Genomic DNA, 14,384 nt, shown 5'->3' on the forward strand with positions numbered 1-14,384 from the left:
ATTCAGTCCTCCGAGGGGTCCGACACCAGCTGACGTTCGGGCCACTGGGCCCCTGGCGGCGGCTGCACGCGGACGCCTCGCGGACCCAGGGGCCGGAAGCGCACCCTCCGCCCCACCAGGTGCCTCCAGTCCTCGAGCATCACCGACCAGCGCCAATCGATGTGGTCCTCGTCGTCGGTGAACTCCAGCAGGAACCGCTGATGCTGGTCATCCACCGGCAGCCCTCGGCTGTGCAGCACCTCGCCCGTGGCCGCGTCCTCCAGTTGCACCCAGGGCCCTCGCCCCAACTCCCGGTTCTCCTGCGGCGCCCAGGCGAACCAGCTCCCCCGTAGCAGCAGGCGCCCCCGGAACAGCCGTGGCTCGTCGAATCGGGGCCGCCGGGGCCAGAAGGGGAGGGCGTCCTTCATGGGCGGCCTCGGGATCGAGAGCTCCTCGTGCTTGCCCCATCTCACCGGGAATCGTGCCTCGTTCGAGGGGACTCGGCCCGGTGCGCTCCCCGCCAGGGCCCGGCTGTGCTCGACGAGCCAGCGCTCCGTGTTCCTTCCCCAGATGGTGCTGGAGCCCTCGTAGTGCTGGCGCTCGTACTCGGCCCCCGTGGTGAGGTAGCCCACGTAGTCGCCACACACGCCCGCCACCATCACCTCCCGTGCCCCCAGCTGCCGCATCTCCCGGCTCAGGCGATGGCCCAGCCAGGACGTGGGCTCGCCCGGAAGTCCCATCAGCCACACGCTCCCCACCTTCAGCAGCCGCAGCGGCAGGGCCGGGGGCTGGTACTTGAAGAGATCGGAGAGGATGCTCTCCAGCAGGAGCGGTGGCTCCTTGGGCCACTGTGGATCCGTGTCGCCCAGCGTGTTCCGCATCCCCTCGCGGAAGAGCAGGGGAACCCCTCCACCCAGCTCCGAGCCACCGAGCGTGGGGCCTCCCACCTGGGCCTCATGTGGCAGCCGCGTGCCATCCGGCAAGGTGGCGTCGCGAATCGAGGGCTCGTCGAAGTGCACCGAGAGGCGCACCGATGTCTCCGCCCGCGCTCGTGCGTCGCCACAGGCCTCGAAGAGGCGCTGGCCCAGCTCCTGCCCCACCTTCTCCGCCAGCTCCAGGTTTCGCGTCCGGCCGTGGCGCTGCCGTTTCAGCTCGTCCACCGACAGGCCGGGCAGCGTCGGGTCCGAGTCCCCCACGGTGCCCGCGGCGAGCCCGAGGATCGGCTCGGTGCCCGGCTCCGCGCTTCGCATCAGGTGCTCGGCATGGTGGGTGGCCACCCCGAAGAGGTCCGCGCTTCCCAGGGCGTGGTTCAGGGCCAGCATCGCCGCGTGCACTCCGAACGTGCCGAAGGCTCCAATGGGCCGGTGGGGCGGCTGCGCCTCGTCCGCCCAGAGCACCTGCACGCGCGGATCCACGCTCACCTGCTCGAGTGACAGCCCCGAGGGGATGGCGGACGGCGTGCCCCCAGGGAAGCCCAGGGACTCCGCTTCACGGCGGAACGCGGCGTCCTCCATCCCGGGGGCGTTGTCGCGGGCCGCCCTCAGGCTCCGGTTGCGCGAGTACCCCCAGAGCCGGGCCACGCCGTGCCCGACGCGTGCCGGGCGCAGGCGCTCGCAGGCCTCGCGCACGCCTCGCTCCAGCCGCTCCACGAGGTACGCGACCCCTTGCGCGTCCAGCCCTGGCTTGGGTTGCGCGAAGGAGTCGTAGAACGGACTGCCGTAGAAGTTGCCCGGCCCGCCATGCGTGTGCGTGCCCGCGAGGAAGAGCCGGTCAATGTGCAGGCCCAGGGGCGCGGTTCGTTCCGCGAGCCGCTCCGCCAGGTAGCGCGAGCCGGCGTGCAGGTCCGCCGCGATGAGCGCCACCCGCTCGCCGTGCCCATCATCCAGCACGAGCACGCGCGCGTGGAGCCGTCCCCACATCGCTCGCATCCTGTGCCCGGACAGGGACCAGCCCGCCGTGGGCGTGAGGAAGCCGGGCGTGATGTCCACCCGGGCGGCTCCGGCCCGCGGGACTCCGTCGGTGAGCGTCCTCCCGGGCGGGACACGGGTGACCGTGAGATCCTCGGGTGGCTCCTCCAGACCCAGCACGATCGACGGAAGGCTGGTCATGGCATGTCGCTCCTTTCGTGTGGCCTACTTGCGGATGCGTCGCCGCTTCACGGTGATGTCCACGATGGTCGCGGGGCTCCCCTCCGTGCCCGGCGCCGGGGCCTTGCGCACCCCGAGCACCAGCAGGCTGTCCTCGACGCCTCGGATGCTCTGGATGGCGTCCGGGAAGCCGAGCTCCACCACCGGGCGTCCGTTGATGCGCACGATGGCGTCCCCCGTGGTGAGCCCCGCCTCCCACGCGCCTCCTCCCGCGAACACCTGGCCCACCATCAGCGCGTCCTCTCGCGGCGCCAGCACCGCGCCGATGCCCACCATGTCCACCTGCGGCTCCTCGCCTTCCTCCGTCCTCCTCAACTCGAGGATCCGCGGTGCCGTGGTCTCCGGGCCCACGCGAATCCCCGAGATGATGCGGCTGTGGTGCCCGTCGGCGGAGACGTGCAGGGACATCTGCCCCGAGGGCAGTCCATCCAGCGTGAAGTGGCCCTCCGCGTCCGTGAGGGCGTCGTAACGCACCGACAGCGCGCTCTCCGCGCCCATCCCCTCGACGGAGACGCGCGCGCGCTCCAGGGGCAGGTTCGTGCCCTCCTCCACCACCCGCCCCGTCATCTTCGCCCCTCGCCCGAGCGAGACGTCCGCCGTCACCGTCCCCGAGGCTCCTCGTGGCACCTCGACGTGGGTCTCGGATGGGGCGTAGCCGTACGCGGCCACCTGCACCACGTAGCCCCCGGCGGGCACTCCGGCCAGCTCGTAGTGCCCCTGCGCGTCGATGAACGAGAGCTGCGCGAAGGGGACTCGCTGGAGGGGTCCCCGCTTCGTGAACACGGCCAGCGTGAAGGAGGGCATGGGCTTGCGGGTGGCCGCGTCTCGCACCGTGCCCGCCAGCTTCGCTCCCCGCGCGAGCGTCAGCACCAGATCCTTCCTCCCCGCCGTCACGTCCAGGAGCTCTCCCGGCGCCAGCCCCATCAACCTCGCGGTGACGTCATAGAGCCCCGGTGCCACGCCTTCGATCGTGAAGCGTCCCTCGTCGTCCGTCACCTGTTCGTAGCCGTGCGCGTCTCCGTACTGCTTGGGCCATGCGCTCTCCGCGGATTCCACCGACACCAGCGCCCCCGCCACGGCCGTTCCACTCGCGTCCACCACCCGCCCCGCCAGCGACTCGTCCAGGGGGGCGTCCCCGGAGCCCTCGTGCCTGCCCAGTTTCAACACCAGCCGGCGCGCCAGCAGGGTCCCGGCTGTCACCTCGGCCTGGGCGGAGGCGTGGGCCGGGTGGCGGGCCTCCACGATGGCGCCCTCGGGACCGTGGAAGCGGAACTCCCCGCTCGCATCCGACGTGTAACGGTCCGGCGTTGGGAAGAGCACCGACTCCCCGCTCCGGCCGGTGAGCACCCGCACCTGCGCTCCCGCCACCGGCTTCCCGTCCGCGCCCTCCACCCGCCCCAGCAGCTCCACCTCGGGCGTCAGGGCGAGCACGATGTCCGAGAGGCGCTGGCCCGGCACGGCCGTGAAGCGGATGGGGCTCTGCCCCCACTCGGGGCCGAAGGGCAGGTAGCCCCGCGCCGTCACCACCGCGAGCTGCCACGTGCCCGCCGAGTACGGCACGAAGCGGAACCGTCCATTCGCATCCGTGCGCGTGGACGTGGCGCCTCCCGAGCCCGCGAAGGTCAGCTCCGCGCCCTCCACGCCATCTCCCGTGGTGGCCGAGATGACACGGCCCTCGAAGGCCCCGTGCGCCTCCGTCGAGCGCTCGGCGTACGTGGCCGGCACCAGGCGCGTGGGCGGGGCCGCCGTGGTGTGGGTGGGTTTCGGCTCCGGTGCCGTCTCCGTTGCCGCCGTGGCGGGAGCGGGCTTCGGGGCCGTGGCGCCTGGAGGCCGCGTGGCCTGGGGTTCCGCCTCTCCGTCCCGTCCCCCGAGGACGAGCAGCAGGCCTCCCAAGAGCACCAGCACGATGGCGAGCAACCTGACTGTGCGCTTCCGATCCATGGCGCGGAAGGCTAGCGCAACCCCCGGGTCCTTCTTATAGCTTCGCGCCGCTTCATTCCCCAGGAGGCACTTTCATGAAGGTCTACGGTCATCCGTTCAGCACCTGTACCCGCAAGGTCCTCACCACGCTCGCGGAGAAGGGCCACGAGGCCCAGTTCGTGATGGTGGATTTGACGAAGGGCGAGCACAAGGCGCCCCAGTACGTGGCGAAGCACCCCTTCGGCGTCATCCCCTTCTTCGAGGATGACGGCTTCACCATGTACGAGTCGCGCGCCATCATCCGCTACCTCGACGCGAAGCTGCCGGGCGAGAAGCTCACCCCGAGCGATCTGCCCTCGCTGGGCCGCATGGAGCAGTGGCTCAGCGTCGAGCAGTCCTATTTCTCCCCGAGCAGCATGGCCATCATCATGGAGACGTTCTTCAAGCCCATGATGGGCGGTGGGAAGCCCGACATGGACAAGGTGAACAAGGGCCGTGACGGGACGGCGAAGACGCTCGACGTCGTCGACCGCGCGCTCATGTCGCAGGCGTACCTCGCGGGCGACCGGTTCTCCCTCGCGGACATCTCCTGGATGCCCTACCTGCAGTACCTCTCGGCCACGCCCCACGGCACCCTCATCACCGAGCGTCCGCACGTGAAGTCGTGGTGGCAGCGCCTCAGCACCCGTCCCTCGTGGAAGAAGGTGAACGGCTAGTCCGCAGTCCCCTCAGTCCCCGCGCGGGTCCGGAAGCGCGCCTCCCGGTGCCCCGGACCCGCCCGGTCCTGGTTCCTGGCCAGGATGCAGCACCTCCTCTCTTCGGCTTTCGCAGACGCCTCGCGCCAGGAGCGGCTCCGCTCTTCTGGTTGGCCGCCCGGCGGCCGCCAGTCCGCGAACGTGGACGCGGACAAGTCCGCCTTCCGACGTTATCTTGGAAGTCATGCCGAAGGCATTACCGCAAAAGTCCACCACGCTGCCCGGCAAGTGGCTGCGTCACTGGCTCACCCGGGAACAGCTCCAGTTGCTCGCGGGCGAGGACATCTACTCCCAGGGAGCGGCCCTGGCCGCCAAGGGGCGGGTGCGCTCCTGGTTCGCCGTTCCGGATGTGCTGCACGGAGAGGTTCGCAGCCGGGGCGGCGGTCATCTTCCGGTGTCGGTGTCCGCCAACGAGCAAGGGCTGCTCGGCAACTGCTCGTGCTCCCGGTTCCGGTCCACCGTCATCTGTCAGCACGTCGTGGCGCTCGGGGTGGCCGTCCTCGAGGCCCTCCGTCCCGAACAGGGGGCGGCCGCTCCCGCCGGGCAGGAGGAGTCCCCGCCCGGTACTCCCGAGGAGGTGACGGCCTGGCTGGAGGCGCACCACGTCTCCCATCTGCGCGCCGTCTCCGTCTCGGAGCTGGACTCGCTCCTGCCGCGGGGGTTTTCCCTTTCCCACCGGTTCTACTTCCCGGGGGATTATTCGGTCGCATCCGTCCTGGACGGTTCGTGGCCGCTCCCCGAGGATTGGTCCGAGAAGGCGCGGGATTCCTACAGGCACGCCGCGTGGCTCCGGGCCCGCGTCGAGGCCCACCGGGTGAGCCTGGGGTTGGAGCTGGAGCGCACCCGTCGCGGGTTTCCGCCGCCCACGGATGCTCGGCTCGAGCCCCTCGTGCCACTGCTCCAGCGGGAGCGGGCCCGGGTCCGCGAGCACGCCGCTCCTCGCCTCCTGCCCGACAACGAGCGCGTGCTCCGCTTTCCGGAGAATCGCCCGGTCGCGCACGTGCACGAGTCCGGGTATGGGCGCTCCGGGACGCATTATTTCTCGGAGCACTCCCATCATCAGTGCGCGCGGGTGGATCTGCCCCTGCTCCTCGAAGGGGACGAGGACGCCCTCACGTGCTCGACGTGTGCTCCCCGGGCGCGCGCGCGCTGCATTCACGCCCTCACCGCGATCGACGTGGTGCTCGCCGCGCTCGGGGACTCGCGGCGGGCGAAGGAGAACGCACTGCTCGCCGAGCGGCTCTTCGTGGCGCCCGGCCGGGAGTTGCTGGCCGCCATGGACAAGGTGGGACTTGGGCTCCGGGCCCGTCAGGAGTCCGCTTCCACCCCCGCCCAGGTCAGCTTCCGCCTGGAGGGCTTCGCCGAGGGCGAGCCCCGTCTGCGGCCCTATCTCCATCGGCCGTTGAAGCGGGGCGGGTTGTCCAAGGGGACGCAGGTGGCCCTGCGCGACGAGGCCGAGGCCCGGGCCGCGCTCGTTTCCCCCGAGGAGGTGGAGGCCTTCGAGCTGTGCCGCCTCACGGCGCGGGTAACTGAGCCCGCGGATCGCCGGCGGTTGCTCGTCCAGGCGCTGAAGCTGCTCGAGCACCACCCCCGGCTGGTGTTCGAGGCGAGTCCGGAGACACCGCTGCGGGTGCGCTCCGCGTCGCTCGGCTTCTCCATCGAGGAGGGCGAGGACGCGCAGGAGGGGCTCCGGGTGCGCCCCACCTTCGGTGGCGAGCCGGTGTCCATGCGCATCCTCCAGGGGTTGATGGCGGGGCGGGCGCCGCTGCCCTGGCTGTACGTGGAGCGGGAGCTTCCGCGGGTGACGTTGGTGTCCGCCTCGCCCGAGGCCCTGGCGGTGCTGGCGCCGTTGGTGGACTACGGAGGACATCTGCCCGCCTCGTCGCGCGCGGAGTTGCTGCACCGGCTCGGTGGGGTGGAGTCGGCCGTGCCCGTGTCCCTGCCCCCGGCGCTGGAGGCGCGCGAGGTCCCCGCCGTGCCCGGGTTGTTGCTGCGCCTGCGGCCCTCGGGAGGGGAGACGTTGGAGGGCTCGTTGCTCGTCCGGCCCCTGCCCGAAGCGCCACCGCTGGTGCCGGGCGAGGGCGCGGACGTCGTCCGGGGACTGCGGGGTACGGAGCGGGTGCGGGCGCGGAGGAACCTGGAGTCCGAGCGCACCGAGGCGGGCGCGCTGCTGGAGCGGCTGGGGTTGCCGGTGGAGGCGCATGGCCACTTCACCCTGGAGGGCCCGGAGGCGGCGCTCGGCTTCCTGGAGCGGCTGGAGCCCCTGACGGGCCCCTCGCTGCGCGTGGAGTGGGAGGAGCGGCCGTGGAGCGTGGTGCGCTCGCCGGATGCGCAAGGGTTGAAGGTGGAGGTGCACCGGGAGCACGACTGGTTCGGCGTGCGAGGGGGCGTGGAGCTGGAAGGGGAGCGCGTGGAGCTGGCCCTGCTGCTGGATGCGCTGCGGCGCGGGCACCACTACGTGCCGCTGGCGCCGGGACGCTGGATGCGGCTCACCGAGGCCTTGCGCGCGCAGCTCGCGCCCCTGGCGGACCTCGCGCACCCCTCGCATGGCAAGTGGGAGGTGAGCGCGGCGGCGGCGTCCACGCTGGACGGGCTCGCCGAAGCGGGCGCGAAGGTGGAGGCTCCACCGGACTGGCGCCACCTGGCCGGACGCATCCGCGACGCCCAGAAGATGAAGGTGCCGGTGCCCTCGTCCCTGAAGGCCCGGCTGCGCGACTACCAGCGCGAGGGCTTCGTCTGGATGGCGCGGCTGGCGGCCTGGGGCGGGGGCGGGTGCCTCGCGGACGACATGGGGCTGGGCAAGACACTGCAGACGCTCGCGCTGCTGTTGCACCGCGCGGAGGCTGGTCCGGCGCTGGTGGTGGCGCCCACCTCGGTGTGCTTCAACTGGATGCGCGAGGCGGCGCGTTTCGCTCCCTCGCTGAAGGTGCACGGCTACCGCGAGGCGGAGCGCGAGGCGCTGCTCTCCGGCCTGGGGGCGGGTGACGTGGTGGTGGTGAGCTACACGCTGCTGATGCGCGATGCCGAGCGCTTCTCCGAGGTGTCCTTCGCCACGCTGGTGCTGGACGAGGCGCAGGCGGTGAAGAACCCGGACACGGCGCGGGCGAAGGCGGTGCGGGCGCTGAAGGCCGAGGCGCGCATCGCCCTCTCGGGCACGCCGGTGGAGAACCGGCTGTCGGAGCTGTGGAGCCTGTACCGGCTCGTCTTCCCGGGGCTGCTGGGCAGCCGCGAGTCCTTCCGGACGCGCTTCGCCGGGCCCATCGAGCGGACGAAGGACCCGGAGGCACGCGCGGCGCTGGCTCGGGTGGTGCGGCCCTTCCTGTTGCGGCGCACCAAGGCGGAGGTGGCGCGCGAGCTGCCCGCCCGCGTGGAGACGGTGGTGCCCATCACCCTCTCCGAGGGCGAGCGGCGGCTGTACGAGGACACGCGGCTGGCGGCGCTGGCGCGGCTGGCGGACGCGAAGGGCCCGAAGAAGCGTTTCGAGGTGCTGGCGGCGCTCACCCGGTTGCGGCTGGCGGCCTGTCACCCGAGGCTGGTGGATGGGGACTCGCCGCTGCCGTCCTCGAAGCTGGAACGGCTGGTGGAGGTGGTGGAGGCGGTGCGCGCCGGGGGAGGGCGGGCGCTCGTCTTCAGCCAGTTCGTCAAGCACCTGGCGCTGGTGCGCGAGGTGCTGGAGGCGCGGGGTGTACCGATGCAGTACCTGGACGGCCAGACGCCCGCGGCCGAGCGGGAGACGCGGGTGGCGGCCTTCCAGCGGGGCGAGGGGGATGTCTTCCTCATCTCGCTCAAGGCGGGAGGCACGGGCCTCAACCTCACCGCGGCGGACCATGTGCTGCACCTGGACCCGTGGTGGAACCCGGCGGTGGAGGATCAGGCCACGGACCGGGCGCACCGCATCGGCCAGACGAAGCCCGTCACGGTGACGCGCCTCATCTCCGAGGGCACCATCGAGGAAGCCATCCTCGCGCTGCACGAGGAGAAGCGGGACCTGGCCAACAGCCTGCTGTCCGAGGCGGATGGGGCGGCGGCGCTGTCCACCGAGCAGTTGCTCGGGCTGCTGCGCTACGGGGCCGAGGGAGAGGACGCCGCCGCGCACATGCTCCCCGCGCGTCCGGCCAGGGCACGCGGTGTCCCGGCGGAGCGGGGCCTGTCACCGGGGTGAGTCCGGCGAGGGGCTGGGGGCGAGGCCGGGCCGCGTGAGGACGCGGAAGTCGGTGGGCCTCACGCCCAGCCGCGTGAGCGCCATGTGCGCCCTCGGGTGGAGGAAGGTGGCCAGCTCCACCTCTCGCTGCCGGGCGTAGCGGCTCCTCACGGCCTCGGGCTTGTATCCCGGGTGGCACATCAGCTCGGTGACGCCTTCCCCGGGAAGCGTGGCGAGGTGCCGTTCCAGGCGCTCCAGCGTCCAGTACGCCTCCGCCCCCGCCTCCCCGAGGAAATGGTCATTGGTGCGCACGCCGTGGGCCCGCAGCGCGTGGCGCATGGGCGGGCTCGTGGAGCGCACCGGCAGCCGGAGCACTCGCGCGGCACGCACCAGGCCCGCGAAGACACCGGGGTACTGGTGCAGGTGCTCGTGCACGTCCACGTGCGTGGCCGGCTGGCCGAGCAGCACGTCCAGCCGCTCCAACTGGGCGAGCGCCTCCGCCTCCACCACGTCCGGCGTCAGGTGCGGGGCGAGCGGCTCCGAGAGCAGGCCTCCCTGGAGGAGCTCGCCGGGGAAGGCCGCCCACACCGGGAAGCCCCGGGCGAGGTTGAAGTGCAGGCCGATGGGCAGGCCCCGGGCCTCGTGGGCGGCGGCCTCGGAGTAGGGCGTGTTCACCATCAACGTGGCCGAGGAGACGATGCCCTCGTGCATGGCGCGGAGGATGCCCCGGGTGACGGCCGGGTCGTACCCCAGCTCGTCGGCGTTGATGATGAGGGCTCGCTCTGGCTCGCTCACACCGTGGCCCCGGCGGGCTCGCGGCCCCTCAGCAGGCTGAGCATCATCGCCCCCAGGCCGAAGAGGATGGTGGCCAGGGCGACGAGCCCGCCCAGGATGGGCACGAGCCCCACCAGCGTCAGCAGCACCAGCCCCAGCAGCAGCGCCACGGCGAGGTGGGCCCCCGTCTTGTGGAAGCGCTCGAGCAGCCACCGGCCGAGGAACAGGCCCACCACCGGGAAGGACAGGGCGATGGCGAAGGCGTAGAGGGCCAGGATGAAGAGGCCGATCCACCAGCCGCCGAGCAGCATGCCCACGAGGAAGACGAGGGCGGCGAGGAAGGGGACGCTCACGAGGAGCGCGGCCCCCCAGCCCAGGCTCGGCAGGGGCCGCTGGCGCAGCATGGCCGTCACCCGGCGCGCGAACCGGGGCGCGAGCAGGGAGAACAACAGCCCCAGCGCGAACAGCCCCACGAGCGAGCGCACCCAGAAGTAGAGGCCCATGGCGGGGCTCCTCCCCTGGCCGTGCCGGGCGGCGAGATGCTCCACCGTGCCCGACACGACGGCGCCCGAGGCGAGTTGTGCGTCCTGGTCACTGCGGTAGCTCAGGTTCCCGCCGACGCGGGCCTCCTCGGTGAGCCGCAGCGTGCCCACCTCGGCGTGCGCGTCCTGGCCCACAGGGGCCGCCAGCGTGAGCGTCCCCGCCGCGGCCCGCAGCTCGCCCTGGACGGGGGCGTAGAGCCGCGCATCGCCCGAGGCGAGATAGAGATCCTTCCCCACCCGGGCCTCGGGGGTGAGCCGCAGGTTGCCGGCGGCGAGCATGGCGTCCTCGCCCACGGGCCCGCTCACGGAGAGATCGCCGCCCGCGGCCCGGAGGCTGCCGCGCACCGGGCTGGAGATCTGGGTGTTCGAGGCGGCGGACATCACGTCCCCCTCGACGGTGCCGGAGATGTCCACCTGCCGTCCCATGGCGATGACGTCGCCCCGGACGGTGCCTTGGATGTCCACGGCACGGCCGAAGGCATAGAGGTCCTCTTCGATGACCTCCTGGGGGCCCACCCGCACCACGTCGCCGCTGCGGAGCTCGGCGGCTCCCGACAGGCCGGGCGCCAGGGCCCAGAGCACCAGCAGGGAGGGGAGCCAGGGGAGCCAGGGGCCCCGGTACCACTCGGCCTTGGTGGACATGATGCAGCCCTCCCGCGGGTGACGGTCCATGTTCAACGCTGGAGGTTCCTCCTCGACCGGGCAAGGCACCGGGAGCGGCCATGCCTTCCGCCGCAGGCACCATCGCCCGGAGCGCGGGCCTTCCGTCAGGGGCGCGGGTGGGCCTGGAAGAAGAGCCACATCTGCTCGGTGGCGTCGAGGTCCTGCGTGGTGTAGCCGAGGCCGGCCTCGGGCGGAATGAGGCCCCCGGGCCAGGTATGGCCACCGCCCTGTACGGTGCAGAGCGTGACGGCGGTGCCCTGGCCACAGTTGGTGACGGTGCTGCAGGTGCTGTCGCCCTGGTCGTACGTGGTGATGGCGCTGGTGAGACAGGCGTTGCGGGCGGCCCAGCTCGCCACCGAGGCCTGCGCGGAGATGTAGGGTCCGCCGAGGAAGGGGATGGTGCCGCCCTCGTAGCGGATGGCCTGGTCGTCCGTGCCATGGAAGTGCATCACGGAGACCGGGCGCACGGGCTCGCAGGGCTCGAAGCCCGCCATGCCGGCCACGGGGGCGATGGCGGCGATCTGTCCCGCGCGCTCGCAGGCGAGCCGGTAGGAGAAGAAGCCGCCATTGGACAGGCCGGTGGCGTAGATGCGTTTGGTGTCCAGACAGACGCGCGTGTCGAGGTCCGCGAGCATCGCGTCCACGAAGGCCACGTCGTCCACGCGTGGGGTGGCCATTTGAGCCGGGCCGCAGCAGACGCCCGCGTTCCAGCTGCGCGTGTCCTCGGCCTGGGGGTCCTCGGTGTCGGTGTTGGTGACTTCTTCCTGGTTCAGCCCGCGGGGGTACACCGCGATGAAGCCCCGGAGCTCGGCCTGCACGGACATCTGGCTCAGGTCTTCCTGCTCCTGCTCGTTGGAGCCGTAGCCATGGAAGGAGAGCACGGCGGGTGTGGGCCGGGTCGCGTCGTAATTCAGGGGGATGTGGACGTGGAAGAAGCGGGTGCGTCCCTCGTGGGTGATGGTCCAGTTGTAGGTACCGGGGCCCACGGTGAGACCGGTGCAGGAGGTGCGCTCGGGAAGCGGTGCGGGGGCGGGGGCCGCGGCTGGGCCGTAGTCGGGGACCTGGGGCTCGGGCTCGGGCTCGGGGCCCGCGGTGCGGCCGGGACAGGCCGCCGTGAACAGCAGCGCGGCGGCGCCGAGGATGTTCAGCAGGGAAGGGCGAGTATTCATGGCGCCTTCAGCACTAAGGCGCCGGTGCGCGGCCGGCAGCACGCGGCTTCGCCTTCTCCAAGTATCGGGCTGACAGTGAACGCTCTGGCAGGTGTACGGAGTGCCGGAGATGTTGTCCCGCCGGAAGAGGACTGCCCCCAGGTCGGAGAGGGGGTGACCTCACCTGGGAAGACATGGCCTTCCCACACTCCCCGTCTTCTACTGCCTTCTGACTCCGTGCTGGTCCGTATGAGCGGAGCGGGAGATGCCCGTGAGTACCGTCATCTGGAGTCTGTCCAGCCCTCAGGCCGTGCGGTGTGGGGTGGCATTGCTGGTTTCGTGGATGCTCATCGGTTGCGCCACGACTTCTGGCCAGAGTGCGCCACCTGCATGGAATGCGGAGGTACCACGGTGCCTGCTGGCGATGAGCGATGGTCCGGCGCCGGTTGAGCCGCCCTCGGGTCCAGCTGTTCGGGGTTACAACGTTCCTGGCCGGAATCCGGATTCGCAGATGCCCTGGGAGTTCTTCCTCGGTAACGCCGCGCACCGGCTCATTGCCTATATGTACGGCGTGAATCATCCGCAGAGCGAGGTCCACTACAACACCAAGACTCTCTTCGACATCGTGCAGCGAGGAAAACTCGGAGATCCGTCACGTCTTCTCGAGGGCGAGCGCGAGCTACGCCCTGATATCGCCGATGTTCGCAGGCGACACCTTTTCGAGATCAAACCCTGGAATGAGCAGGGCCTCCAGGATGGCCGTCTGGAGGTGAGGTTCTATCTGGATGCTCTGAACCGGGCCGTTCTGGTCGGTAGATCCTTCGTAGGAGGAACGGAGTTTCGTGGCGAGGTCCTGATTCGCTTCGCTCGGGGAGAATACATCTGGCGTCTGGAGTGGCAGACCACCGAGCCAGGAGTTGTCCAGTACCGGTGGACTCGAAGCCAGCAACGATTCGAGTCCGAGGCAGCGGCATATGAGGCCGGGCAGTGGGTGGACATCACCGAGCAGGAGATGCGGCAATACGGAGGGTGGGTGGGGCAGGCCGTGGAGGGCATGGTCAACCGGCGCGAACGGCTCGCTACTTTTAGTGGGGTCGTTGGCGTCGTTATCGAGGTCATGGGCGACGCCGCGACCGGTTTCTTCTCGGGAGCGATCTTCGGCCGGATGAGCTCAGGTCCGGGAATCCAGCGGCCTCCTGCGCAGGGTGGTGGACAGGTCATCCCTTTTCCAGCGCGGCCTGGACCCACCGTGCCTCCGAACCAGGTGCCCGCTGCCGCGGGCATGTCCCTTCCTCGTTGATGACGCGCTCTGGTAGGAGGTCTGCCATGGCGCCTGGACAGCATCCTTCGCTGCAACTGCCGTCCTTCCTGTATGGCCTCTACCCTTCGGTCAACCAGAAGACCCACAAGGAAGGTCTGAGGTGCGGCGAGCAGTACGGGAAGGATGGTTCCTTTCCCGTCCCGCCTCAGATGTTGGAAGTAGCTCCCGGCGAAGTGGTTCTGACACATGGAGTTGCCGACTTCCGGCACGAGCAACCGGTCTGGCGGTTGTACATGGTGTCGAATGTCATGAGCGGGATGTATGAGGCCCTCAACTGGCGGAACACGCTCCCGGTGGATGACCTCTATGAGACGTTCTGCCGAGAGTCCGCCTGGGGGGCGTTGTACTTCGCGACGTCACAGGATGCGCCGAGGAGCGCGGAGCGCACGGCGCTGCGCCTCCAAGCGGTGCTGCGTTTCTGGGAGCCGCTCCAGTCCGTGCGTTACCTCTTCAAGACCCTGGGGCCCGCGCTGACCCTGGATGAACTGATGGTGGCCTCGTGTGGTTGGGCCATGGATGCGTGGTGTCCGGTGGGCGAAACCTCGGTGTACGCACGCCTGAAGACGGGTGCGGAGCGCATGGCGCGAGCGACGCGGGAGGACAGCCTCGAGGCCATCCTCCGGCAGATGCCTCGTGCCCTTTCGTATGTGCGCGACCTGAAGCACCGCGCTGTCGTGTCCGACCCCTCCTTCCAGCGCGAGCGTCTCGCCGCACTCGAACCCTCCGCGTTCGAGCGCGTGTCCGGCGCGTGCACGGCGGACCTGCTCGAGAAACTGTACGATTGGGAGCACGAGCTCGGCCTGCACTAGAAGGTGACGTGGAGGGCCGTGCCCGGTAACTCCACCCAGGCCGTGACCCCCCTCTGTGGTGCCTGGCTGGCGGTGTACCCCCTACCCGGGGTGAATCCCCTGGTGCCCCCGGTGGGTCCGGGCTTCCCACCGGACGCCTGGCGGCGGCCCGTCGTGACCTTCCTGTTGCGCAGCGCGTTGGGGGC

Annotated in this window: 9 protein-coding genes; 4 read left to right on the forward strand and 5 right to left on the reverse strand. The window is 70.9% G+C overall.

Annotated elements, in window-relative coordinates; all coding sequences use genetic code 11:
• Positions 1–2: 2 nt before the first annotated feature.
• Both BO221_RS02330 and BO221_RS02335 read right to left on the reverse strand, forming a co-directional pair.
• A complete protein-coding gene (locus BO221_RS02330) occupies positions 3–2,087 on the reverse strand; it encodes a neutral/alkaline non-lysosomal ceramidase N-terminal domain-containing protein (RefSeq protein ID WP_073558678.1) in 2,085 nt (694 codons plus the stop codon).
• A gap of 24 nt (positions 2,088–2,111) precedes the next feature.
• Positions 2,112–4,067, reverse strand: coding sequence for a carboxypeptidase regulatory-like domain-containing protein (locus BO221_RS02335; protein ID WP_073558679.1), 1,956 nt, complete (start codon positions 4,065–4,067; stop codon positions 2,112–2,114).
• 74 nt (positions 4,068–4,141) lie between these two features.
• Here BO221_RS02335 and BO221_RS02340 point away from each other — a divergent pair, with 74 nt between their 5' ends.
• Together BO221_RS02340 and BO221_RS02345 are read left to right on the forward strand one after the other, a co-directional pair.
• Complete coding sequence (locus BO221_RS02340) at positions 4,142–4,762, forward strand: glutathione S-transferase family protein (RefSeq protein ID WP_073558680.1); 621 nt, start codon at positions 4,142–4,144, stop codon at positions 4,760–4,762.
• A 223-nt stretch (positions 4,763–4,985) separates the two neighbouring features.
• Positions 4,986–8,963, forward strand: a complete 3,978-nt coding sequence (locus BO221_RS02345) for a DEAD/DEAH box helicase (RefSeq protein ID WP_073558681.1) — start codon at positions 4,986–4,988, stop codon at positions 8,961–8,963.
• On the opposite strand, the gene BO221_RS02350 is transcribed toward BO221_RS02345, so the two are convergent.
• The 3 genes from BO221_RS02350 to BO221_RS02360 all read right to left on the reverse strand — a co-directional run bounded on the left by BO221_RS02350 (position 8,952) and on the right by BO221_RS02360 (position 12,090).
• Positions 8,952–9,737 (reverse strand): carbohydrate deacetylase, encoded by a 786-nt coding sequence (locus BO221_RS02350; protein WP_073558682.1) that lies wholly within the window; start codon positions 9,735–9,737, stop codon positions 8,952–8,954. The two genes, BO221_RS02345 and BO221_RS02350, sit on opposite strands and share 12 nt — an antisense overlap.
• Positions 9,734–10,900: a polymer-forming cytoskeletal protein gene (locus tag BO221_RS02355; protein ID WP_143195226.1), complete on the reverse strand. Its 1,167-nt coding sequence runs from the start codon at positions 10,898–10,900 to the stop codon at positions 9,734–9,736. The genes BO221_RS02350 and BO221_RS02355 overlap by 4 nt, the downstream gene beginning before the upstream one ends.
• A gap of 125 nt (positions 10,901–11,025) precedes the next feature.
• On the reverse strand, positions 11,026–12,090 hold the full coding sequence (locus BO221_RS02360) for a PHB depolymerase family esterase (RefSeq protein WP_073558684.1): 1,065 nt from the start codon (positions 12,088–12,090) through the stop codon (positions 11,026–11,028).
• Between the two features lie 490 nt (positions 12,091–12,580).
• On the opposite strand from BO221_RS02360, the gene BO221_RS02365 reads away from it, so the two are divergent.
• Together BO221_RS02365 and BO221_RS02370 are read left to right on the forward strand one after the other, a co-directional pair.
• The gene (locus tag BO221_RS02365) at positions 12,581–13,369 is read left to right on the forward strand and encodes a hypothetical protein (protein WP_073558685.1); all 789 of its coding nucleotides are present in this window, start codon (positions 12,581–12,583) and stop codon (positions 13,367–13,369) included.
• 26 nt (positions 13,370–13,395) lie between these two features.
• Positions 13,396–14,199, forward strand: a complete 804-nt coding sequence (locus tag BO221_RS02370; protein WP_073558686.1) for a hypothetical protein — start codon at positions 13,396–13,398, stop codon at positions 14,197–14,199.
• The last annotated feature ends 185 nt before the right edge of the window (positions 14,200–14,384 follow it).

Origin of the sequence: Archangium sp. Cb G35 (assembly GCF_001896145.1) — a bacterium.
Lineage (GTDB): Bacteria > Myxococcota > Myxococcia > Myxococcales > Myxococcaceae > Archangium > Archangium violaceum.